Annotated in this window: 18 protein-coding genes; 8 read left to right on the top strand and 10 right to left on the bottom strand. The window is 46.5% G+C overall.

From position 1 onward, the window contains the following. Positions 1 to 9 precede the first annotated feature (9 nt). The 5 genes from AC1DCV_RS07880 (at position 10) to AC1DCV_RS07900 (ending at position 8,272) form a co-directional block, all read left to right on the top strand. On the top strand, positions 10 to 1,569 hold the full coding sequence (locus AC1DCV_RS07880) for a RagB/SusD family nutrient uptake outer membrane protein (RefSeq protein ID WP_477022673.1): 1,560 nt from the start codon (positions 10 to 12) through the stop codon (positions 1,567 to 1,569). Between the two features lie 26 nt (positions 1,570 to 1,595). Next, on the top strand, positions 1,596 to 2,354 hold the full coding sequence (locus tag AC1DCV_RS07885; protein WP_477022674.1) for a hypothetical protein: 759 nt from the start codon (positions 1,596 to 1,598) through the stop codon (positions 2,352 to 2,354). 341 nt (positions 2,355 to 2,695) lie between these two features. Next, entirely contained in the window at positions 2,696 to 3,241 is a 546-nt protein-coding gene (locus AC1DCV_RS07890) for an RBBP9/YdeN family alpha/beta hydrolase (protein WP_477022675.1), read from the top strand. Positions 3,242 to 3,504: 263 nt separating this feature from the next. Beyond that, complete coding sequence (locus AC1DCV_RS07895) at positions 3,505 to 5,334, top strand: alkaline phosphatase (protein WP_477022676.1); 1,830 nt, start codon at positions 3,505 to 3,507, stop codon at positions 5,332 to 5,334. Positions 5,335 to 5,506: 172 nt separating this feature from the next. Then, entirely contained in the window at positions 5,507 to 8,272 is a 2,766-nt protein-coding gene (locus AC1DCV_RS07900; RefSeq protein WP_477022677.1) for a glycoside hydrolase family 2 protein, read from the top strand. A gap of 98 nt (positions 8,273 to 8,370) precedes the next feature. On the opposite strand, the gene AC1DCV_RS07905 is transcribed toward AC1DCV_RS07900, so the two are convergent. From AC1DCV_RS07905 to AC1DCV_RS07945, 9 genes are all read right to left on the bottom strand, one after another. Next, a complete protein-coding gene (locus AC1DCV_RS07905; RefSeq protein ID WP_477022678.1) occupies positions 8,371 to 9,075 on the bottom strand; it encodes an NUDIX hydrolase in 705 nt (234 codons plus the stop codon). A 78-nt stretch (positions 9,076 to 9,153) separates the two neighbouring features. Continuing rightward, on the bottom strand, positions 9,154 to 9,816 hold the full coding sequence (locus tag AC1DCV_RS07910; protein WP_477022679.1) for an HAD family hydrolase: 663 nt from the start codon (positions 9,814 to 9,816) through the stop codon (positions 9,154 to 9,156). Positions 9,817 to 9,902: 86 nt separating this feature from the next. Beyond that, positions 9,903 to 10,409 (bottom strand): hypothetical protein, encoded by a 507-nt coding sequence (locus AC1DCV_RS07915; RefSeq protein WP_477022680.1) that lies wholly within the window; start codon positions 10,407 to 10,409, stop codon positions 9,903 to 9,905. Between the two features lie 27 nt (positions 10,410 to 10,436). Then, positions 10,437 to 11,609, bottom strand: coding sequence for a redoxin domain-containing protein (locus tag AC1DCV_RS07920; RefSeq protein ID WP_477022681.1), 1,173 nt, complete (start codon positions 11,607 to 11,609; stop codon positions 10,437 to 10,439). A 28-nt stretch (positions 11,610 to 11,637) separates the two neighbouring features. Further along, positions 11,638 to 12,840 (bottom strand): TlpA family protein disulfide reductase, encoded by a 1,203-nt coding sequence (locus AC1DCV_RS07925; RefSeq protein ID WP_477022682.1) that lies wholly within the window; start codon positions 12,838 to 12,840, stop codon positions 11,638 to 11,640. 30 nt (positions 12,841 to 12,870) lie between these two features. Further along, positions 12,871 to 14,256 (bottom strand): RagB/SusD family nutrient uptake outer membrane protein, encoded by a 1,386-nt coding sequence (locus AC1DCV_RS07930; RefSeq protein ID WP_477022683.1) that lies wholly within the window; start codon positions 14,254 to 14,256, stop codon positions 12,871 to 12,873. 20 nt (positions 14,257 to 14,276) lie between these two features. Then, positions 14,277 to 17,765, bottom strand: a complete 3,489-nt coding sequence (locus tag AC1DCV_RS07935; protein WP_477022684.1) for a SusC/RagA family TonB-linked outer membrane protein — start codon at positions 17,763 to 17,765, stop codon at positions 14,277 to 14,279. A gap of 443 nt (positions 17,766 to 18,208) precedes the next feature. Further along, positions 18,209 to 19,165: a FecR family protein gene (locus tag AC1DCV_RS07940; protein WP_477022685.1), complete on the bottom strand. Its 957-nt coding sequence runs from the start codon at positions 19,163 to 19,165 to the stop codon at positions 18,209 to 18,211. Positions 19,166 to 19,234: 69 nt separating this feature from the next. Beyond that, positions 19,235 to 19,780, bottom strand: coding sequence for an RNA polymerase sigma factor (locus tag AC1DCV_RS07945; RefSeq protein ID WP_477022750.1), 546 nt, complete (start codon positions 19,778 to 19,780; stop codon positions 19,235 to 19,237). 135 nt (positions 19,781 to 19,915) lie between these two features. Here AC1DCV_RS07945 and AC1DCV_RS07950 point away from each other — a divergent pair, with 135 nt between their 5' ends. From AC1DCV_RS07950 to AC1DCV_RS07960, 3 genes are all read left to right on the top strand, one after another. After that, complete coding sequence (locus AC1DCV_RS07950) at positions 19,916 to 20,908, top strand: YncE family protein (RefSeq protein ID WP_477022686.1); 993 nt, start codon at positions 19,916 to 19,918, stop codon at positions 20,906 to 20,908. A 172-nt stretch (positions 20,909 to 21,080) separates the two neighbouring features. Beyond that, positions 21,081 to 21,881, top strand: a complete 801-nt coding sequence (locus AC1DCV_RS07955) for an alpha/beta fold hydrolase (protein ID WP_477022687.1) — start codon at positions 21,081 to 21,083, stop codon at positions 21,879 to 21,881. 25 nt (positions 21,882 to 21,906) lie between these two features. Next, positions 21,907 to 22,740 (top strand): hypothetical protein, encoded by an 834-nt coding sequence (locus tag AC1DCV_RS07960; RefSeq protein ID WP_477022688.1) that lies wholly within the window; start codon positions 21,907 to 21,909, stop codon positions 22,738 to 22,740. A gap of 2 nt (positions 22,741 to 22,742) precedes the next feature. Here AC1DCV_RS07960 and AC1DCV_RS07965 read toward each other — a convergent pair whose 3' ends face one another. Further along, positions 22,743 to 23,849 (bottom strand): sensor histidine kinase, encoded by a 1,107-nt coding sequence (locus tag AC1DCV_RS07965; protein WP_477022689.1) that lies wholly within the window; start codon positions 23,847 to 23,849, stop codon positions 22,743 to 22,745.

Raw genomic sequence — 23,849 nt, forward strand, 5'->3', positions numbered from 1 at the left:
CCGGCAATCATGAAGAAAATATTTGCAGCAATACTAATCACCGGGTTGATCACTTCCTGTTCTAAAAGTTTCCTGGAAACATTACCTGTAGACGCGGTTACAGAAGAGGGCTTCTACAAAACACCTTCAGATGCTTTCCAGGCGTTGGTTTCCGCATACAGTGTATTAAACTGGGATGGTTACGGTAACATTGCCCTGACTTCTGAAATTGCGTCAGACGACTGTTTTGGCGGTGGTGGTACTTCTGATAATGGTTGGAGTCAATGGGATAAGAGTTTGAAGATGAATGACCTCAACAGTAATGCCTGGACGAAATATTATGCCGGCATTTACCGTGCTAATAAGTTTTTACAAAAAGTGGGGAATGTTAATTTTAACGGTGACGACGCTACGAAAAAGCGTTACATCGCAGAAGCACATTTCCTGCGCGCTTACTTTTACTTTGACCTGGTGCGGATGTTTGGTCATGTACCCTTGCTGACAGCACCACTGGAGCCAGGCAATTATAATATTCCACAATCCAGTCCGGACAGTGTGTACATGCTGATCGCAAACGATCTTAAACAGGCGGCAGCTGATCTGGCGCCTACCCCCTACAGCAGTATTCCGGCTGCTGAAAATGGCAGGGCAACCAAATGGGCTGCAGAAGCCCTGCTGGGGCGGGTATTTCTTTACTATACAGGGTATTACAACAAGCCTGATATTGCCGGCATCGTTACACAAGCGGATGCTGTTGCGGCGATAGAAGATGTGATCAATAACAGCGGTTATAGCCTGGTACCTAAATATCAAAACCTGTTCAGGGCATCTGCGGAAAGTACCGCCGCCTATGCCGGGCAAAACAACCAGGAAGGCATTTTTACCATACAGTATACCTACCTTGGGTTAGGTGATCAAAGCCAGCAAAACGGTAACCGTATGCAGGTAATGATAGGTATCCGCAGCCAGGTGCTGGCGCCATATTATAAAGGATGGGGCGGCGCTACTGTAAATGAAGCCCTGTACCATTCCTTCGCTCCCGGTGACAGCAGGCAAAGTGCTTCCGTCATTTCAATTGTGGGGGAAGGATTTGGAAACACCTTCGTAATAGGCGATCAGGCACAGTATACGGGCTTCTACTGTAAAAAATATACTCCTTTAAAAGATAAGAATGCCGATGACCTGGGTGGTAGTTTCCAGTGGGACAATTTCGACAATTATATGGTGATCCGTTTTGCTGACGTATTGCTGATGGGTGCAGAGCTTAACCTGGCAAGCAATGCTGGTAAGGCACAAGGATACCTGGATCGCGTACGTGACCGTGCATTTGGTGATCAAACCCATCGTATCACGCTGAGCAATAAAGCCCAGATCATGCAAGAGCGCAGACTGGAGCTTTCTCTGGAAGGGCAGCGCTATTGGGATCTGTTACGACAGGGAACAACTGCAGCGAAGCAGGCAATTGATAACACCTCTTCTAATCCGGCATTCAATATCAATTTCCGCAGTGAAACAGGTGGACTGTTTTCCATTCCGGAAACACAGATCAATCTATCTAACGGTACGCTTAAACAAAACACCGGATGGTGATATTGTTCACTTTAAAAATTAAGAAAATGAAACGTCTGCATATATTTTTACTGGGATTAACAGCCGTATTTTTCAATGCCTGCAGTCCTTACGAAGACCGTGTTAAGCCTGCTGATCCGGCTGGCATACAACTGGATTTCTCCGTAATGCAAACACCCGGCTATGATAACCAGGTAACATTGGAGAGCAAAACAAAAGGCGTGATTCCTTTCTGGGATTATGGTTTTGGTGTAACCAAAGAAACCAAAGCGGTGGTAATATTACCTTTTGCAGGTGATTTCTATATTAAATACTCCGCCTATGGCACTGGAGGTCCGAAAACAGATTCTGTAAAAGTGAAGATCAGCGAGAATGATCCGAAATTCTTTTCCAGCAAATTATACGATCTGCTATCCAACAGTGCAGCGGGTAAAACCTGGGTATGGGCAGTAGATGTACCGACCGGCTATTGCTTTGGCAATGGCCCTGGCGATGCCGATAAACCAGCATGGTACACCGTAGGTGCCGCCGGCCTGAAAACGCAGGGAGTGATTGATGATGAGATGAAGTTCGATCTTAACGGGAATGCACATTTTGCAATTACCCATAAGGGCGTTACCTCCAGTGGCTTCTTTTCATTAGATACACTGACAAAAAAAATAAAGATCAACGGCGCCGATATCAGTTGGGGCAATAACGTTGCCTATAATATTGTTAAGCTGAATGAAAATGAGTTGACGCTGGTGCAACAAGGCGATGGCTGGCGTAATATCTGGATGTTCAAGCGGAAAGGTTTTATATTTTAAAAATCCACTTATGGCCCCCGGCGGGAGTTTCCCGCCGGGATTTTTTTTGAATTACCAATTAGAAATTATGAATTACGGATTTGTGAGAAGATTAACGCAGCGCTCTCTTTACAATTTTTTGAAAGATGATCTATGCGAATAATTATAAATAATTAAGAGACTCAGTATTAATCAATGCTGTTTTGGTTGTTACCTGTTGCCGGTGCTTTTTAGCTCCGGCTATTTTATGAGTACCTCATCCTCACCGATATCCGAACAAATCCGTCAGGTGTGATCCGTAATTCATAATTCGTAATTCGTCATTCTTTTTCCTATCTTTCAAGACACAATGCGACTATGTCATGGAAATTAAAGTTCTGACCGCGCCGGGGCTGGGAAGCTCTGGTCCATTACACTGGCAAACCCTATGGGAACAATCTATACCCGGAACAAAGCGAATCGAGCAGACCGACTGGGATGCGCCGGTTTGCGAACGCTGGGTAGCACAAATAGAGAAAGCTGTTAAAGCTGCAGGGCCGCAGGTAGTCATTGCCGCTCATAGTCTCGCCTGTATCGCGTTGGTACATTGGGCCAGACAGAGTAAAAGTAAGATTACGGGGGCATTACTGGTAGCGCCGGCAGATGCAGAGCGACCAGGATTTCCGGCAGCAGCCGTAGGCTTTACGCCTATTCCTTTAGTGAAGTTGCCTTTTGAAAGTATTATTGTGGCCAGTACCAATGATACCTACTGCTCCCTGGAAAGAGCTGCTTTTTTTGCCAGCCAATGGGGCAGCCGTTTTGTCAATACCGGTGCCAAAGGCCATATTAACAGCGAATCCGGCTTGGGCGAATGGCTGGAAGGACAAAACCTGCTGAAAGAACTGGTTCAAAACTGGCCTACTCTCTGATTGTTTCCTGTCAACAACGTTTAACCTGTAATTTTCACTATTCCTTACCGCTTTTCCACCTCCTGTATTCAATACTTTTCTTTTGCCGGCAAAAAAATATATCTTGGCTCCCTGAAGCTATAACTAAATCGATTTTATTAACATAAAGATAAAGATACCCGGTAGGGATACGAGGTATGATTGTAGCTACCTTTGCCCCTTTAAAATCAACGGCATTTATTTTTTACCAGAAAAAACAGCATTTTCGAACATACTACTATACAATGAAGAATTTTGTTTCCATTTTGTCAGGCGTGTTGCTGGCAGCCAGTGCAAATGCACAAATAAGACAGTATACCATGGCGGCAGCGCATTCTCATAACGACTATGAGCGGGCTACTCCTTTTTATGCAGCAGCATCTTTACAATTTGGTTCTATTGAGGCAGATGTACACCTGAGAGACGGTATCTTATATGTAGCACACGACGCCAGTGCCATACAGTCTTTCCGCACTTTTAAAGAAATGTACCTGCAGCCGGTGCTACGTCAGTTTGCCCTGTATAACGGCAAACCGTATGCAGAAAACACGCCGATGCAGTTGCTGATAGATATTAAAACCGAAGGCTCTCCTACCCTGCAGGCATTGCAGGATTTACTGCTGCCCTACCGGCAATATTTCGACAGAAGCACCAACCCTTCCGCTGTGAAGCTGGTAATATCAGGTAACCTGCCATCGATAACGGAATGGTCTAAGTTTGACCCTATCTTCTTTTTTGATGGCAGACCCGACAGCGTGTATCCGGCGGCGTTACAGTCCCGTATTGCTATGCTGAGCGTAGACTTTCATAACTATAGCAGCTGGAATGGTAAAGGAACCCTGGTACCGGCAGAATTGAAAAAAGTGACAGAGGTAGTAGATCAGGTACATCAACGCGGATATGCGTTCCGTTTCTGGGGCGCCCCCTCCAGCAGGTCTACCTATTATAAACTAATGGACCTGGGCGTAGACTGGATTGGTACCGATCATCCGGAAGAGTTGTACGATGTTATGCATAATACGACCCGTAACACGGCAGCTAATATGCCGGTGCATCCGGTGTATACACCTACTTATGTATCTGATGCCACGCAGGTGCGTTCCAAAAATGTAATCCTGTTTATCGGCGATGGTACCGGTTTGGCGGAAATGTTTGCGGGTTATACCGGCAACAAAGGAGCGCTCAACATTTTCCAGATGAAACAACTGGGTTTATCCAAGACCCAGTCTACCGATAACTACCACACCGATTCCGCCGCTGGTGGTTCTGCCCTGGGTACCGGTTCCAAAACCCATAACCGGGCTATAGGAATGGACAATACCTATGTAGCCATCCCCGTACTCCCTGAAATACTGGCCCCTAAAGGCATTCAGAGTGGTGTGATTGTAACGGAAGAAATTACCGGCGCTACTCCTGCGTCTTTTTATGGTCATACACCAGACAGGGACAGCACCTACACGCTGAACAAGCAATTGCTTGACAGCAATCTGCAACTGGCTGTAGGCGGTGGCAGAGAAGAACTGAATAAAGATTTCGGCTCCCAGTTAGCTGGTTCAGGCATACAGATATACGACAACCTGGATAACTGGAACGCTGCTACGAAAAACCGCACCCTGGTTATTCTGAGTGATAAAGTAGTTACTTCTATGCGCAATGGCCGTGGCAATTATCTGAAAACAGCGCTGAAGAAGGCACTGCAACAGCTGAATGCCTCCGGCAAAGGTTTCTTCTTAATGGTAGAAGGTTCCCGCATAGATCATGGTGGCCACTTCAATGACCTGGATTACCTGGTACGTGAAATGCTGGACTTTGATGATGCCATCGGTGAAGCATTGCGATTTGCTGATCAGGATAAACAAACCACCGTGATCGTTACTGCCGATCACGAAACCAGCGGTCTTGCACTGATGGATGGCGATATTGCCAAAGGCACCTTACGTGGACACTTTGCCACCAATGACCACACAGGTATTCCTGTGATGGTATTTGCCTACGGCCCTAATTCCAACCTTTTCCGTGGTGTGTACGAGAATAATGAGATCCATGCGAAAATGCTGAAATGTTTCCGCTTGTAATAACCACTATCTTTATAAGCAGTCCCGGTAGCATGAASCTGCCGGGATTTTTTATGTCCTTTCCGACAATATCATATTGTCTGTCTGACAATTAACGCTGCTCCATTTATCCTATTTTTAGAAATATCCCCTATTTCTTTTTTACTTTTAAAAGCATTTTAAAATTCCGGTTATGTCAGCAAGAATATGGTTGCTGCTTGGAGGCATGTTATGTCTGCACGCAGTGTTTGCACAGGAATCCCAACGTATCTATCTTTCAGGCACTGATAAAGACCATACCATCAACTGGGACTTTTATTGTTCCGGCGGGCAGCGCAGTGGTAAATGGACCACCATCCCGGTTCCCTCCAACTGGGAGCAACAGGGTTTCGGCGGCTATAATTATGGCCATGATAAAGTAAAGGCAGATGAACAGGGCACTTACCGTTATCGTTTTGCTGCTCCGGCTAATTGGCGGCAGCAACAGGTAAATATTGTTTTCGATGGTGTAATGACGGATGCCGAAGTAAAAGTCAACGGACGGCTGGCCGGCGCTATACATCAAGGTGGCTTTTACCGGTTCAAATATGACATCAGCTCTTTATTGCGTAACGGCAGCAACGTGCTGGAAGTAAAGGTCAGTAAGACGTCGGCCAATGCAGGCGTGAACAGGGCCGAACGTAATGGCGACTTTTGGGTACTTGGAGGCATTTACCGGCCCGTTTACCTGGAAGTGAAGCCGTTGGTTCATATAGACAGGATCGCTATCAATGCCACCGCAAACGGCGATTTTTGGGTACAGACTTTTACAAACCAACTGCCGAAAGGCTATTCACTCAGTGCACAGGTATTTACGATGGAGGGTGAGGCTGTACAAGAGGCGGTTAGTATTGCCGCCACTAACGAGCAAACCTATACGCTGCAACAGTCTGTTGCTCACCCGGCTACCTGGAGTGCAGAGTTCCCACATCGTTACCGGATGGTAGTGCAGATTAAAAACGGCAACCATGTTATTCACCAGGTAACACAGCCGTTTGGATTCCGGACCATTGAAATCAGGAAACGGGATGGCATATACGTAAATGATACCAAAGTCATGCTGAAGGGGGTGAACCGTCACAGTGCCTGGCCGGAATCCGGTCGTACGCTGAGTAAGGACATCAGCATACTGGATGTAAACCTTATGAAGGATATGAATATGAATGCCGTGCGGATGTCGCATTATCCGCCGGATGAGCATTTCCTGGAAGTATGTGATTCACTGGGATTGTTTGTACTGGATGAACTTACCGGCTGGCAGGCAGCCTATGACACGGTGGTAGGACGCAGGCTGGTGCGGGAGCTCGTGGAAAGAGATGTAAACCATCCTTCTGTTATTTTCTGGGACAATGGCAATGAAGGCGGCTTTAACCGTGCACTGGACGGCGACTACGCTTTATACGATCCGCAACAGCGGCCTGTACTGCATCCCTGGGAGCGGTACAATGGTTTGGACACCAAACACTATCCCAACTTCAACTACGTGGTTAATTCCAGTTTATACGACTCCGATATTCTGATGCCTACAGAATTCATGCACGGATTGTATGATGGTGGTATGGGCGCTGGTTTACCTGATTTCTGGGAGCGGATGTTGCAGCATCCCCGCTGTGCAGGCGGCTTCCTCTGGGCATTCGCCGATGAAGGCCTGGTGCGTACTGACAAGAACGGCATCATAGATACCGACGGGAATCATGCGCCAGACGGTATTGTGGGGCCACACCGGGAAAAAGAAGGCAGCTTTTATGCAATCAAATCTACCTGGTCGCCTGTACATATAGCCCTGCCCGTTATATCCGGCAGATTCAACGGCCAGATACCGATAGAAAACCGTTATGACTACACTTCCCTGGCCCTGTGCCAGTTCAGGTGGCAGTTGCTGCGGTTCCCATCTCCCGGAAAAAATACTAAAGCAGATACCATTGCAGCAGGTATTATTCCATCACCTGACCTGGCACCTCATACCAAAGGCTTTCTGCAGTTAGCACTACCTGGCGGATGGCAACAGGCGGATGTACTTTATGTAACTGCCTGGGACCCTTATGGCCGGGAAATTATTACCCGAAGCTGGCCATTGCAATCACCTGCGAAAGCGCCCAATAGCTTCGTGTCTTCCCTTCAACAGGGTATCACCGTAGCCAACAGTGGAGATACCATGATCATTGATAACGTACATGAGGCGTACTATTTCAGCCGTAGCTCCGGGCAGCTGTTGCAGCTCACCACTCCTAAAGGAAAGATTTCACTTGGTGGTGGCCCGGTTCTGGCGGGTGTGAAGCAGGAGCTGAAGCAATTCAACTGGCAGGAAGATAAAGCGCATGGTGGTGGTAGTCTCACCGTAAAGTATGAAGGTAATGGCTTCCTGCAGCTAACATGGATTTTCAGGCCGGGTGGGTTGCCGGTGCAGCTGGACTACAGCTATAGCATAAAAGGGGAAACGCTCTTTACCGGCATTACTTTCCGCTATCCGGAAGAAAAAGTAAAGGGCCTCAGCTGGATTGGCGAGGGGCCTTACCGGGTATGGAAAAACAGGTTACAGGGGCAGCAGTTTGGCAGCTGGTACAAGGCCTATAACAATACTGTTACCGGTGAAAGCTGGGAGTATCCTGAATTTAAGGGCTATCATGCCAATGTATACCGGGCAACCTTTCATACCACGGAAGCCAACCTGACCTTTTATACCGGCAACGAGGGTACGTTTCTGCAGGTATTCCACCCGCAGCCGCCCAAAGGAGCCAGTAACGACAACACCAATCCGGCGTTTCCGGAAGGCGATATCGGCTTTATGAGTGCCATAGCCCCTATAGGCACCAAGTTCCAGGATGCTGCGCAGATGGGGCCGGAAAGTCAGGGGAATTTGATGTTGAATTACACGCCGGTAAGCGGAAGGATATGGATCGGGGTAGCGGTTAGCCATTAGCTTTTAGCTTTTAGCAAAATGCAGCGGAGATAAACATATATAATATGTTCTCCGCTGCATTTTGCTAAAAGCTAAAAGCTAATGGCTAACCGCTATCCTCACCTCAGATTTCCCGGATCTGTTACAAAATTCAGGAAAGCATTAAACTTAGCGTTGTATTTACGTTTGTCCAGCTTAAAGTAGAAAGCGCCACGTTTGGAGCTTAGTCTGTCTTTATCTTTCTGCTTGATCAGCAGTCCGGTCGACAATACTTTGCGGCTGAAATTACGTTTATCGAAGGTGACGTCATATACGGCTTCGTAGAGTAGCTGTAATTGCGGGATGGTAAATTTCAGGGGTAGCAGTTCAAACAGAATGGGGTGTATGGCGGCTTTATAGCGGAGCTTTTCCTGGGCCATCTTCACCATATCAGTATGGTCGAAGATGAGGTCTGGCAGCTTATCCAGCGAAATCCACTCTGCGTGGTATTCATCGCTTATCTGTAGTTTAAATTTGTTGATGTCTATCAGGGCAAAGTAGGTAATAGATATAGTACGCTCTACGGGGTCCCGGGCAGGTTCACCAAAGGCAAATAACTGTTCCATGTATACTCCTTCCAGGCCGGTCAGTTTGTTTAATACACGGGCCGCGGCGGTTTCAAAACTCTCATCTCCCTGCACAAAGCCGCCCATCAGGCTCCATTTATTTTTCTGCGGCTCAAATCCGCGTTTGATCAGCAACAGCTTCAACTCTTCCCCATCAAAACCGAAAATGATGCAATCAACTGCTACCAGCATTCTTGATTGCCCTGTATAACGTGTCATACCAGCAATATATTTATATAACCCGGCAATTTATGGTACCCTGCTGACATTAGGAAATTATATTGCAATATTCCGTATTTATACAAACAGCTGTTGCAACACCGGATCAGTGTAATCCGCTACAAAAGCGATGATATTATCGTATTGCGCAAACTCTTCCCGTGTATGCATGGTGGTTAGCACTACTGCCTGCATCCCTGCATTTAAAGCGGCTTCTACTCCTTTGGGCGCATCTTCAAACACAATGCAATCGGCCGGCGCAACACCCAGCAGGGTAGCACATTTGAGGAATACCTCCGGGTTGGGCTTGCTGGTGGTTACGTCATCCGCACTTACTATCGCTTTCAGGTAACGGCGTATGTCCAGGTTATCCAATACATAATTGATGTTGAAAGTGTTGGCGGCAGAGCCTATGGCCATGGGAATATGGTGGACGGCGGCCTTTTCCAGGAAAGCTGGCAGACCGGCTATCAACTCCAGGTGGGGGCGAAATGCTTCCTGGTACAGGACTTCTTTCTCGTGGGCGATGTCGTGCATCTGTTGTGCGGTAAAGTGATCTTTACCAAAAACACGTACCAGTAATTCTTCATTTTTGCCATACATATGGCTCTTGACTATTTCCCGCGGGAGATTGGCACCCAGCTTGTTCAACATGTTATACCATCCTTCCAGGTGATATTCCATATCATTGATCATGGTGCCATTCAGGTCAAAAAGAAATGTTTTGTGCTGCCGGGTCATAATGCCTTTTTTTGTAAGGCGCAAAGATACACGGATTTTTTTGGGCCCCCTATTAAAGTGAGCCAGAAAAAATCCGTGACCTGTATTTATTCCAGCAGCTTCTTCAGACCGGCTTCGTAGCTGGCTATCTCAGCAGAAAGCGTGTCTACCAGCGGTTTGCGGCTTTTCTTATCGCCTTCCAGCACAACACCCCATCTTACTACAGATGTATCATCCTTGTCGGGTACGGATTCTACGAGGGCTGTTACCGTAGCATGGGTAATACCGGCAGGTAAAGGAGACACGATACTGAACACAAAAAACTTGTATGACTCATGCACCTGGTCAATGATATCGCGGCGTTTCCGATTATCCGTAAACGTGATATCGCGGTAGTGGTTCTCCCCTTCCGTAATGATCTGTACGTCTTTGATGGTACCATTGGAATAATCCTTTACCAGTGGCAGGTTACGGATGGTGCGCCATATTTTTATGGTCGGCGCCTTAATGACTGTTTCGTGCGTATAATCCGGAATGATTTTTTGAGCAGCTTGCATTTGAGCCATAGCAGCCGTGCTACAGCAGATTAACAACAGTGTCCATACTTTTTTCATAACATCTAACATTACAGGTGATTCTATTTACTTACCAAAAATTTCTGCCAGCCTTTGTGTCAACTCTTCTCCACGCAGGTCTACGGCTACAATTTTCCCTTCTTTATCAATTAAAAAGTTGCTGGGAACGGCGCGGATGTTGTATTCTTTTGCCACGTCATTTTTCCAGCCTTTGAGATCACTGACGTGTGCCCATTCCAACCCATCGTCCTTAATAGCTTTCAGCCAGGCATCCTTTTTATCATCCAGTGATACACCGAGGATCTCTAATCCTTTGCTGTGGTACTTTTCGTAGTTATCCAGCACGTTGGGATTTTCCGCACGGCAAGGACCACACCAACTGGCCCAGAAGTCCAGCAATACATATTTACCGCGATAGTCAGATAGTTTAACTGCTTTACCAGCGGTATTATTCTGCGTGAAATCCATGGCTACAGCGCCTATCCCGGTTTTCTTTGCAATGGCTTCCGCGTTGGCCATATCGATTCTCTTTTGTTTAGCTTCTGCCAGCCAGGGGTATTCTTTTGATAAGCGCGTTATTTCAGACAGTATCAGGGCTTTATCCTTGGTGGGATGCAGGAAATCCAGCGCATACATCAGTACGGGTGTATGCTGATTCATTTTCACCAGCAATTTAATACGTTCCCCCATATCATTAGACAACCAGTTGAATTGCTCACCCAGGGCCCGTTCCAACGCAGTATCTTTTGCCAGGGAAGCTTTGTATTGCAACTGTCCAACTTCAATCATGTTCTGATAGTTGCGGTGATTGATAAAATTCACCTCATTGATCAGGTCATTTTCCTTGCTCCCTTCAATAAATACGTAGGGCGGATTCTTTATTTTCATCACTGCCGTGTCTTCGCCCCGGAAATCAATTTTCAGGTTGTCTTTACCCGCCCAGATGGTGAGCCTGTCTTCTTCAAACTCGTTGAGGACATAGAACTGTGGGCGGGTGGCGTCTATTTTAATACTATAGGTACCATCTGCTTTCAGATGAATGGTATCTATGGTTACGCGGTCATCGCCCACCTGTTTCTGTACACGGAAGGGGAATTTTTCCTGTTGTTCTGCCGAAGGCGGGAACTTGATTTTACCGCTCACCGTAATGAACTTCTTTGCCTGCTGTGCGGAGGCGGAGGAGGTAATTCCCGCCACCAGCAACAGCATACCAGTGATGTTGTTTTGGTACTTATTCATTTGAAAGTGTATGTTTTAAAAAGATGAATTATTGTATGGGCACCATCGGCATGGCTTCTATCACCTTGCCTTCTTCTTTCGCTGGTTTTTCAGCGGCCTTTACTTTGCCGCCAAAAAGCGCTGCCAGCTTCTTTTCTATTTCGCCGCTGCCATCCGGATTAAAGCCTACTTCCTTCATCAGGATAGTGCCTTCAGGACTGATCAGGTAGGTAGTGGGTACTCCTGTGATAGCGAAACCGCTACCTGCAATGTTGATATTGTCCAATGCCTGTTTCCATGGATTATTTTCCTGCGCCACTGCTTTCAGCCAGTCGGCTTTGCTTTTATCGATGGAGATGCTGTAGATCTCGAAGTTCTGATCTTTGTACTGTTGGTACACCTCACGCATATGCGGAAACGACTGCCGGCAGGGACTGCACCAGCTGGCCCAGAAGTCTATCAGTACATATTTTCCTTTGAAGTTGTTGAAAGCGAGCGACTGATCTTTTTCATCGGACAGGGTAAAATCATTTACCTTTTTCCCTACGGCCGAGTTCCTGATCCCTTGTGTAAACTGCTGAAATTCTTTGGCCTCCTTTGTCTTTTTCATTTCGGGAGATAAACCAGCGTATAGTCGTTCCTGTTGCTCGGGACTCATTAGCTCCCGTGCCTCTCCCAAGCTGAATACTGCCGCATAGGAGTTAGAATGGTCTTTTACCAGTTTTTGCAGTAGTGGAACCATGTATTTCTGCTGCAGGGCTTTTTGTTTTGCTTCAAATGCTGCGTAGCGCGGATGCGTTTCCTCCATCCATGGCTTACCGTATTCTTTCTTCAATTCTTCGGTGATGCTATTCCATGCAGCGGTTTTTTGTTTACCATAGGCCTGTAATACTTCTACTGCTTCGGAGCCTTTTACAACAGAAGCGCTCATCCCTTTTGCCACATCGGTGGTGACGGTATAGGTAACGGGTTTATCCATCAGGATTCCAAAGGGAGAATACATTTGTCGCTCTGCCAGTACATATTCCGGCACCAGCATGAGAAACACCGGCTCTTTGAAAGGAATATGAAGAGTATAGCGCCCCTTGTCTATGACAGCAGAATCAGAATAGGTACGTGAGTAGATATACATTTTGTTATGTCCTTTCAGATCCCCCGTAATGGTTCCCTGCAGTACAATCTGCTGCTGGGTTTGGGCATAGCTACCGATACAGATCATAGTTCCTGAAATGACGGTGATGATTTTTTTCATTTGCTTCTATTTGAGTTTCCAGTATGATGATTAATAGCCTGTATTTTGTTTAATCAGGCCTTTTGTGATATCTATTTCGTGTTGCGGTATGGGCCATGCATAGCGGCTGGCAGGCAATGCCGGGTTAGGTGCCGTGTTGTTGCGGATGGCGTCAAATCGGGCAAACCCTTCAAAGGCCAGCTCCCACCGCCGTTCCTGCAATATCCTGGTTACCAATGCAGCCGGTGTGGCAAAGTCAGCAGCGGTATATACTTTTGGTACGCCCTTTTTCGTGTAGGCGCGGGCGTATATCGTATTCAGTAAATCAATGGAAGCGTTGTTCACTCCTTTGGTATGCGCCAGGGCTTCTGCCAGTGTGAGCATTACTTCCGGTAAACGGATCAGGGGTACGTTATCGCGGATATTCTGATCCGTGAACTTACGCATTACCGGGTGATGATACAGCATCAGGCTATCCCTGCGCTCATCGCCGGCTGTATAGGTATTCAGAAAATCCGGTAACGGGTTGCTGAAACCATATACATAGTAAATACCGTTGTTATCATTGGGCCGTGCCGTTTTGTTGAAGCTTTCCGGCAGGGCAAACAACATTTCACTGTTCAGTGGATAGCTTCCTGCGCTGGTAGCATAATTATCCGGCCACAGGTCCCAGAAAGCGGGTTGCAGATGATATGTATTGGTACTCACGACTGCCTGTGCATATACTGCCGCTTTATCGTATGCCTGGCTATACAAACAAACCCTGGCCGCCAGGGCGTTGGCAGCCCCTCTGGTAGCTCTGCTACCCTGACTGAGTGCATCACCGCGGTTGACTGGCAGGTCCTGAATAGCAGCATCCAGGTCTTTCAGTATCTGCGTATAAACTTCTCCGTTAGTAGCCCTCGCTACATCCTGAGAACCATCGTATCCATCAAAGGGTTCCAGTCGCAACGGCACGCCCATATTGCCGGATTTCCCCTGTAATGCGCCATCACCATAGAGCCGTAGCAAGGCCATATAGCAATAAGCGCGTATAAACCTCGCTTCCGCAATAAATATGGCCTGTTTACTTTTATCGAACTTCGCATATTTGGGCAACTGGGAAATGATCACATTGCATTGGTTAATGGCCGCATAAGGCCTGGACCAGATGGCTGCATATCGATCATCGCGTGGGTCCATAGTCCCTTTGATGATATTCTGATCGAAGGTACTTGTGATACCTGCGGTCTCATCTCCCACCAGGTAATTGTCTCCTGCCACGGCATTCATCAAAGCCAGATAAGTGCTTCCGAGGTAGCTTTCCGTAGTTTGTTCATTTTTCAATAACTCTGATTCTACCATGGTGCCTTCCGGCTTCAGCTCCAGTTGTTTGTTGCAGGCGCTCATCACCAGCAGCAACGTAAACAGGCTTATATGGTATTTGTATTTTTTCATATCCAGCTCAGTTTATAATGTTAGAAAGATGCTTTAATACCCACTCTCCAGGTACGTGGAGAAGGCATGGTGAGTTCATCAAATCCCATGTTCAATGCAGAAGAGCCGTATGCACTCACTTCCGGATCCAGGCCCGAATATTTCGTCAGGATAAAGAGATTGTTTACTTCTGCATACAATTTCAATGCGGTAAATATTCTGGCGCCTTTCAGTTGCTGACCGTTGAAATTGTACCCCAGTAAGAGGCTACGCAGTTTTACAAAAGAAGCATCTTCGAGGAAGCGGGAGCTTCTCCGGTCCAGCGTATAGTCGTACGAGGTACCAAAGCCTACCTGTGAGTAGTTGGAACCATTGATCAATGCAGGAATATCCGTTTGCTGGCCAGGCGTTTTCCAGTAGTTCACCAAATCCGAAGAGAGGTTGTATACATTATTGGCAAAAGAAGAACTTCCCAGGTAGCTATACATGGCTGCTTTTGCACCGTTGTACATTTTATTACCGGCGGAGAAAGAGAAGAAACAATTCAGCTCAAATCCCTTCCAGGTAAATGTATTTCCTAATCCGCCAAAAACAACGGGCATGGCATCTCCCATATATTTCCGGTTTACATAGGGTGCATCCGGATATTGTTTTTGTATAGGCACTTCTGATACCTTTCCGCTGTTATCTGACCATTGTGGCTGTCCGTTGCTGGCGTTCACGCCGGCCCAGTCATATAAATAAAAAGCGGTTGCAGAATGTCCTACACGCCAGAAGCGCCCGCCGGTAATTTCATTCTGTGCGGCCAGCTGTTCTTCATCAATCTGATGCAAACGGGTCACCGTATTACGGTTGCCGGAAATATTAAAAGTAGTATTCCAGTGAAAATTTTTCGTCGCTATATTCTGGCTGTTGATACTAAACTCAATGCCTTTATTGGTGAGGTCTGCACGGTTTTGCTGCTGCAGCTCGAAGCCCATGAAATAAGGCAGGGCAGATTGCAGGATGGCATTGGATGTTTGGCGGCGATAGTAATCGACAGATCCACTGATCCGTCCCTTCCATAAACTATAGTCGGCGCCGATGTTCCAGGTGGTGGTGCGCTCCCATTGCAGGTTAGGATTAGCGGGTTGCAGATTGTCGATCGTAGGGGTGTTACCGTAAGTAGCCCCGTATACATTGATCACATACTGGCCCTGGTTACCGTAGTAGCCGTTGCCACCGTCACTACCGGTAAACCCTACGCTGGCACGTAATTTCAGCTGTTCAATAGCTTTGCTCCCTTTCAGGAAGCTTTCTTCACTGAGTGCCCATCCTGCTGCAAAGGAAGGGAAGCCTACATAGCGGTGATTGGCGGAGAACCGGGAAGATCCATCCAGGCGGTAGGTAACGCCAGCCATGTATCTATGTTTGTATTCGTAGTTCAGGCGGCTCATGAAAGATACCTGTGCCCATTGCTGTTGCAGAGAGTTCTGTACTCTTTTGTCGGTGGCAGTAAGAATACTGAGCATGTCATCGTTCAGGAAACCTTTGCCGCTTACACTGTTGGTATTTTCTACCGACTTCTCGAAGCTTTGTCCCAGCATGGCACTCACGGCGTGTCCATTTCCTATGACCTTATTAATATCCAGGCGGTTGTTGATAACCCATTTACGGAGTTGTTGTTGCGTTTCTGTAGCTGAGCCACCAATTGTCTGAGGGCGGTCAATGATGCGGTCATAGGCACGGGAGCTGATCCAGTCTATTCCCACATCGGAGTGTGCATTTAACCAGGGCAGTAGTTTGAGATCAGCAAAAACATTGCCCAGCACGAGGTTATCGGTATTGTAATTTTTACCTGAACGGGCTTCTCCTACCGGGTTTGACACCTCTTCCGGGCCGGTAGGGTTGTTCCCATACAGCCAGTTGTATTTTCCGATGCTGTCGTATACACCGATGTTGGGTGCTTTCTGAATCGCAGAGCGATATACATTCTGCGCACTGAGTGCGTTATTGGTGGTTTGATTCAACGTCATGCTCACGCCTATTTTCAGGGATTTGCTCATCTGGTTATCAAAGTTCACGCGGCCCTGGTAGCGGGTAAGATCGTTGTTAATAATATAAGCCTGTTCTTTATTATAGCCGAGGCTCACGTAGTAGTTGGACTTGTCTGTTCCTCCGCTCATCGACACTACTGCATTGTTGCCGTAGGCATTGCGGATCACTTCGTTGAGCCAGTTGGTGTTGTTACCTTTAGGAAACTTATAATTAAGTGGAGTGTACCAGTTACCGGATGTTGCCTTGCCGATAGAGTCCTTTTGCCGGAACAGTTCTGTATAAAAATCGGCGTATTGATCACCGGTCATTATTGAGGGCAGTTCCCTTGGTTTACTCAGCGAAGTACTCACTTGTACGTCTACACGCATTTTTCCTTTCGTTCCTTTTTTGGTAGTGATAAGAATGACGCCGGCGGAACCGCGGGAGCCGTATATGGCAGTAGAATAGGCATCTTTCAATACTTCCACAGATTCAATGTCATCCGGGTTGAGGGTAGCGAGTGGATTTTTTTCAAAGGTGGTAGGCTGCCGGTATTCATTTACTACCTGGTTGCCGCCATAAGCGAATCCGGGGGAGTTACCTTTATTATAGTCTACAGTATTCAGGTTGGGATCAATTCCATAAATGGGTACACCATCCACCACTATCAACGGGGAGTTACCATTGGTATTGAGGGTGCTGATACCACGGATGGTAATGTTGGAAGCTGCTCCTGGTACGCCGCTGGAAGGGGCAATGAATACGCCGGGGAGTTTACCGATCATGGCCTGATCAATGGTCAGTGGCATTTGTCCGGATTCCCTGCTGGCTTCATAGGTAGCCACGGCTCCCAGCAGACTGCGTCTTTCCTGCACACCGTAACCAATGACTACGGCCTCGGTTAAACGCGATGCCGTGATAAATAAATGCACAATGGCTGATGTCACTACTCCCGGCAATACTTTCACCACCTTCAGCTCTTCTGCACCGTAGCCGATAGAAGTAAAGGTGAGGTGATAAGTGCCGGCGGGCAATGATATTTCGAAGCCTCCTTCTGTATTGGTGACCGCATAATATTTTGTACCCGTTACTCTCACGGTAACACCTGGCACTGGTGGGCCCTGTTCACCTTCTTTGACAATACCTTTTATTTTACCGGAACCGGTTTGTTGCAAATTAACGATAGGCGGTGCGGCCTGTTTCACGATCAACAGCACGCCGTTTTTTTCTACATACTTCAATGGCGTATTTTCCAGCAGGGCCTGTAATACCTTTTCCAGCCGCTCGTTTACAAATTTCAATTTCTTTACCTGGTAGCGTACCAATTCCTGGTTATCATAACCAAAAGAAAGATGGTAGCCCGATTCCAGTTTTTTGACGCAGGAAGCGAGGGATTCGTTCTCAAATTTTTCTGTCACTCTGACTTGCTGTAACAGTTGGCTGTACCCGTTATTAGCGTACAGGAGGGAAATGCCTCCCAGTATAAAAACAGTGACCATTACGCTCCATCTCATAAGACCTGGTATAAAAGTTAGCGTAAGCGATTTTTGCATATATTTGGTTGATTTTAGTGTTAACTAAATGCATATAACAGTCATCAAGCGTGTCTGCAAATCACTGCCTGACTGTTGTATAACTTTCTAAAACCGTGTCTGCTCCAACAGATGCGGTTTTTTTTAGCTGTTAGCTATTAGCCTTTAGCTATTAGTAAATGCAGCGAAGACCAACATATGATTATCTCCGCTGCATTTACTAATAGCTAATAGCTAACTGCTAAAAGCTTACCGGACATAGCTATCGCAGGGATGGCTTCCATGTCCATCCTATTTATTTTGGTTGCATCCTCCTTGTATGCGGATTTTAGCTGTTAGTCTTTGGCCCTTAGCTGTTAGCAAATGCAGCGAAGAACAACATATGATTATCTCCGCCGCATTTACTAACAGCTAACTGCTAATAGCTAAAAGCTTTTGCGGTGTATCGTAATATCTTTTTCCTTTATATCATATTGTACAGGATGTATGCTGCTTACCAGGTCCAGGACCTGCGTAATGGTTAGTTGTTTGCTGCATCGCAGTGTATATTCGTCCTGTTTCATTTCTGCCGGGTTAAACCGGATATGTACACCATATTGATTTTCCAGTGTGAGGGCCAACTCTGCAAAACCTACCTGTGAAAGGCTGATCATACCGTTGGCCCATTCATTTATCTGTTGGTTATCTGCTTTTGATTTCATGTATTGCTGTGCCGACCGGCTGAATGTGAGTTGGTCATTGGCACTGAGTACATCGAGTCCTTTTTGTGCATGGAGCACCTTCACCATCCCTGTTTTCACGGTTACCTGTGTTTCATCAAGGGTGCTGTAAGCTTTTACGTCAAAGGAGGTACCGAGTACCTGCACATTCAGTTCTGTCGTATGCACTTCAAACGGATGTTGCTCATCCTGTTTTATGTCAAAGAATCCTTCTCCATCCAGCTTCACGATACGCACGTTGCCAAACTCCTGCGGATATTCCATTCTGGCCCCTGCGTTAAGCCATACACGGGAGCTGTCGGGCAATACGACTTCCTGTTGTTGCCCGGTGGCCACCTGCACAATGATCATTTTATGGCGGGGCTGCCAGTTGCCCAGAAACCACCAGCTGCACGCCCCGATGACTCCGGCCAGTACAGCCGCAGCGATCTGCCAGCGATACCCCATCCGTACAGTGGGCGCTTGTACCGGCTCCAGCTCTGCATGGATATGTTGTAACATATCTGTTTGCAGCTGTTGCTTATGGGCTTCGTCCCGGAATGTATGCATAGGTTGTTCAGACTGGTTTTCATACCAGTCCTGCAGCCATTGCAGTTCTTGTGGAGTACAGGTTCCGGTTTCAAGCCGTTGGAGGATCTTTGCTATTTTATCTTGAGCATCCACGCTTTAACCATTTGTAGTAGTAAAGACACCTGTGTAAAAAGGTGGTACTATACGGTGAGAAAATATTTTTTATTTGTATTGCTTTAGTTTCTCTTTCAGCCGTTTCAGTGCAGTAGTCAACTGATTTTTTACTGTTTGTCCGGAGATGCCCAACCGGGTGGCTGTTTCCTGGACCGATAGTCCGTCACGCCGGCTCAGCAGATATACTTCCTGCATTTTCTCCGGCATATCGGCGATTGTAGCGGCAATGACTGCCTGTATTTCCGTCAAAAAAAGGTGGTCATCTGCCGAAGGCAAAACAGGCATTGGAAAATCTGCGAAAATATCCAGGTGTTTCTGGTAGTTGTGGTGATAGCGGAGATGATTGAGCACACGGTATTTGAGCGAAATAAAAAGGTAAGCATCCAGCTGCTGCCGGATCACGATATCCTTTCTCTTATGCCAAAGGGCCACAAACACTTCCTGCAAACAATCTTTTGCGTCTGCATCATTCTGCAGTCGGGCGTAAGCTGCGATGTACAATTTCTCCCAGTAACGGTGATATAATTCATCAAAAGCAGCTTTATCATCCAGCAACTGCATACGTTCCAGCAGCGCGGTATCCGGCAAGTGCATCAATCACCAAAAGGTTTAAACGTAAATATATAGAAAAGCGGTTCAAAAAAGCAAGGGGTATTTAGTGTTAGGTAAAAAGACTACAGGTTGTCTCCAGAATCAACCACGAGTTTTGTCGTATAATAATTCACTGCTATGAAACAGATGTTGACTACTCTTTTTTTCCTGTCCTCCGCCGCTGTGATGGCGCAATCCGGATATCATGTCAGTCGGACCTTCAGGGCCGGTGGTGACGGCAAGTGGGATTACATTGCCCTGAATCCGGTCACCGGGCAATTATATGCGGCCCATGGTACCGCTGTAAATATCCTCGATAAAAAAAACGGCGACAGTACCGGCATGATTGCTAATACCACCGGGGTACATGGTATTGCTTTCGCAGAAAAATTCCGGAAAGGATATACCACAAATGGTAAACTGAATACCTCTACGGTATTTGATATTCAAACCAACCAGGTACTGGGAGAAATCAAAACCGGGGCTAAGCCCGATGCTATCCTGTTTGATCCTTTTTCTCAGAAAATCATTATTTGCAATGGCAACAGTGCAAATCTCACTGTCATTGATCCTGGTAATGACCAGGTAGTGGCTACCGTGGCGCTGGGCGGCAGTCCTGAAACAGCGGTTACAGATGGTAAGGGAAACATTTATGTTAACCTCGAAGATAAAAGCGAAGTGGTAAAAGTAGACGCCCATACTTTTACTGCCGGCCCGCATTGGTCGCTGGGCAAAGGAGAAGCGCCTACCGGTTTGGCGATAGATATAGCTACCCATCGCTTATTTTCCGGCTGCGATAATAAGGTACTGGTAGTACTCAATGCCGACAACGGAAAAATTGTGGCCACCCTGCCTATTGGCGACGGTTGCGATGGCGTGGCATTTGATGCAGCGGAGAAAACCATTTTTGCGGCCAATGGCGAAGGTACCTTATCCGTTATACAGGAAACCAGCGCCGATAAATATCTCTCCCAAGCTACCATACCTACCCGTAAAGGCGCCAGAACACTGGTGCTGGACCCACAAACACATCATCTGTACCTGCCTGTAGCTGACTTTTTACCTGCTGCAGGTAAAACCAGCACTACTATTGCTCCCGGCACATTTAAAGTGCTGGAGGTTAGTAAGTAGTTGGTTCGAAGGAATTACTTATATTTGAAAATGTGACTTTCCAAAGGCTGTAAAAGCCCAAATAAAGCGGACTAAACCGAAATAGCGCACCCCTATCCGGATTAGTCCGCGTTCTCAAATAACCTGGTTGTTAGCGGCTATAGTTCATCATTTTCAAATATTAATTGTTGTTATGGACATTATTCAGAGAAATAATATTCACGTAGTTGGTAACCTGGATGCGCTACAAACCCTCCTATTTTCCCATGGATTTGGAATAGACCAGACCTCCTTTTCAAAAGTTATCCCAGCCTTCGAAAAAGATTACCAGATTGTATTATTTGATAATGTTGGCGGCGGCAAAGCCGAGATGAAAGCGTACAGTCCTAAACGTTATGAGTCTATAAACGGTTACGCTACAGATATAGCCGATATTATCCAGGCACTGGAAGTAAAAAATGTCACTTTTATTGGTCACTCAGTAAGTGGTATGACTGGTCTGCTGGCCAGCAACCATTATCCTGGCATGATAGAACGTCTCATACTGCTGGGATCCAGTCCCCGCTACCTCAACGATCCTAAAGATGGTTACATCGGTGGATTTGACAATCATGCACTGACCAGTCTTTTTGAAGCCATGGAAGGAAATTACCATGCCTGGGCAAGTGGTTTTTCTAAACTGGCGATGCGAAATGAAGACAGACCGGAATTAGCCGCTGCTTTTGCAGCATCACTGCAGGCGATACGGCCGGATGTAGCCATACAGGTAGCAAAGGCCATCTTTTATATGGATCACCGGGATGCTTTGCCCAAAGTCACCGTTCCTACCCTGGTGGTACAAACAGAGAATGATATTGCGGTACCTGCCATCGTCAGCGAATACCTGGAAGCCAACATACCCAACAGCCGGCGGACGAAAGTAAAGACCCAGGGACATTTTCCGCATATCAGTGCACCGGAAGAAGTTATTGCTGCCATACAATCATTTCTGTAATTATTTCATACTTCAATTTCATACTGTGAGTACCTGGGAGCGTAAAGCATTAAATTTTATCAACCAAACGAGTCGCTGGGATAAGGACAAACATATTTCCTCCTTTCTTGCCTTCAGTATTTCTCTTGTAAAAAATCTTACAGAGGCGGATATTGCCCTGCAGCTTGAATTTGAAGATGAGGAAACGGCGAAAGTGAAATGTGCGTCGCCCGTGCATTTGAATGATATGGTATTAAACCCGGAGCCTATAAAAAAGCTGTTGTATACACAGGGGTTTAAAACTATTTACTGGCGCGACATTCCGCCACCAAAGGAAAATGTGTTACAGGAAATATTACAGGCTTTTTCCTCTGCTATCATTATCCCCATTAATACAACGCCCAACAACAGTCTGCTGATACTGGGCTGGAGTACGCCCCAGCTGTTTGACAATGACTTCCTGGAATGTATTGAAACCATCCGTTTGCGCCTGAAGGAAATACTGCTGCATTCTCAGCAGCAATTGTACTTTCAGCGGATAGCCATCCGTTTTGCTGCAATACTGCATACCATCCCGTATGCATTGGTATTCATTAACAATGATGGATTTTCCGGATGGGTAAACCAGGAAGGGGCAACCCTACTGGGGCTTTCAGGACCGGGAGAGCAATTACCGGCAATTCTTTCTGATGCGATGATGCAACTCCGGAGTAAGGCATTGAATATAGACGACATCTATAAAGAAGCAGTACTGCTGTTTTCTTCTCCCGAAAATTCTATTACCAACTGGATATGGAAGCTGGAACATAAAGCATTAAAGGTATCCTGTTTACCCGTTACCACGCAACAGATCAGTGGCCGGCTGTGGATATTTGAATAACACTAATACCGCTGCCGCCACAGGAAATAAAAAGTACTACCTTCTCCAGGCTGAGATTCGACCCATACCTTGCCCCCCTGCTCTTCTACCAGCAGCTTGAAGATATTTAAACCGATCCCGGTGCCATCGCCCTTACCATCATTATCCAGTCTTTCAAACAACTTGAATATGCGGTCCGTATCACGTTTGGCCACACCAGGACCATTATCTTTTACATAAAATTCATAAAACTCACCTTTGTCGGCGCCACTAATGGTAATGATTCCTTCTTTCTTATCATTGTACTTGATGGCATTGGAAATAAGGTTTTGAAAAACCTGTTGCAGTTTTAGTTTGTTAGTTTCCAGCACCGGCAGCTTACCAACGGTTTCAATGCGGATATGTGCTGGTGGAAATAACAAGTGCGACAATTGTGTGATCAGTTCGTGTACATCTACGTCTTCAATGGTTTGTTCCATTTCACTTTGCCGGGTATAATCCAGCATAGAAGTAATCATTTCCGTCAGGTGGTTAGTAGCCCCTAATACAATCGTCATGTATTCTTTCAGGTCAGGGGCGCCCTGGATACGCTCATCTTCATTGATGAGTGCCAACAGGCCGATTGCGCCGGACAAAGGAGATTTGAGGTCGTGGGCTACTACATACATGAAACGTTCCAGTTGCTTGTTGACTTTTTCTTTTTCCACCATGGCTTCCTTCAGCTCCTGCTGATACAGGTATAGTTTTTCAAACACGCTGACTTTGGCCCGGGTGATATTTATATCCAGTGGTTTTGAAAGGTAGTCTACTGCGCCTTCTTCAAAGCCCCGCATCACATACTGTTCCTCTTTGTTGATAGCCGTAACAAAAATGATGGAGATATCTTTTGTTTTGGGATTTGCCTGTAATAGCCGCGCCACTTCATAACCATCCATATCGGGCATTTGTACATCGAGCATGATTAATCCGATATCATTGTGACGCAGGACTGTTTTTAATGCTTCATTACCGGATGTGGCCTTAAGGATTTCGCGGTTATCTCCTTCCAGCATGTGTTCCAGGGATACCAGGTTTTCCGCTTTATCATCTACCAGCAGGATAGTAAACGTCTTCAGTTTGTGCTGCTTCAT

Source organism: Chitinophaga sp. 10T418 (genome assembly GCF_056394125.1).

What these genes read in the sequence shown, in the direction of transcription:
- AC1DCV_RS07965 (WP_477022689.1), bottom strand. Translation starts at nt 23,849, where the DNA reads ATGAAGCAGCACAAACTGAAGACGTTTACTATCCTGCTGGTAGATGAT.
- AC1DCV_RS07945 (WP_477022750.1), bottom strand. Translation starts at nt 19,780, where the DNA reads ATGCACTTGCCGGATACCGCGCTGCTGGAACGTATGCAGTTGCTGGAT.
- AC1DCV_RS07890 (WP_477022675.1), top strand. Translation starts at nt 2,696, where the DNA reads ATGGAAATTAAAGTTCTGACCGCGCCGGGGCTGGGAAGCTCTGGTCCA.
- AC1DCV_RS07950 (WP_477022686.1), top strand. Translation starts at nt 19,916, where the DNA reads ATGAAACAGATGTTGACTACTCTTTTTTTCCTGTCCTCCGCCGCTGTG.
- AC1DCV_RS07900 (WP_477022677.1), top strand. Translation starts at nt 5,507, where the DNA reads ATGTCAGCAAGAATATGGTTGCTGCTTGGAGGCATGTTATGTCTGCAC.
- AC1DCV_RS07910 (WP_477022679.1), bottom strand. Translation starts at nt 9,816, where the DNA reads ATGACCCGGCAGCACAAAACATTTCTTTTTGACCTGAATGGCACCATG.
- AC1DCV_RS07925 (WP_477022682.1), bottom strand. Translation starts at nt 12,840, where the DNA reads ATGAAAAAAATCATCACCGTCATTTCAGGAACTATGATCTGTATCGGT.
- AC1DCV_RS07885 (WP_477022674.1), top strand. Translation starts at nt 1,596, where the DNA reads ATGAAACGTCTGCATATATTTTTACTGGGATTAACAGCCGTATTTTTC.
- AC1DCV_RS07905 (WP_477022678.1), bottom strand. Translation starts at nt 9,075, where the DNA reads ATGACACGTTATACAGGGCAATCAAGAATGCTGGTAGCAGTTGATTGC.
- AC1DCV_RS07880 (WP_477022673.1), top strand. Translation starts at nt 10, where the DNA reads ATGAAGAAAATATTTGCAGCAATACTAATCACCGGGTTGATCACTTCC.
- AC1DCV_RS07935 (WP_477022684.1), bottom strand. Translation starts at nt 17,765, where the DNA reads ATGAGATGGAGCGTAATGGTCACTGTTTTTATACTGGGAGGCATTTCC.
- AC1DCV_RS07920 (WP_477022681.1), bottom strand. Translation starts at nt 11,609, where the DNA reads ATGAATAAGTACCAAAACAACATCACTGGTATGCTGTTGCTGGTGGCG.
- AC1DCV_RS07930 (WP_477022683.1), bottom strand. Translation starts at nt 14,256, where the DNA reads ATGAAAAAATACAAATACCATATAAGCCTGTTTACGTTGCTGCTGGTG.
- AC1DCV_RS07895 (WP_477022676.1), top strand. Translation starts at nt 3,505, where the DNA reads ATGAAGAATTTTGTTTCCATTTTGTCAGGCGTGTTGCTGGCAGCCAGT.
- AC1DCV_RS07955 (WP_477022687.1), top strand. Translation starts at nt 21,081, where the DNA reads ATGGACATTATTCAGAGAAATAATATTCACGTAGTTGGTAACCTGGAT.
- AC1DCV_RS07915 (WP_477022680.1), bottom strand. Translation starts at nt 10,409, where the DNA reads ATGAAAAAAGTATGGACACTGTTGTTAATCTGCTGTAGCACGGCTGCT.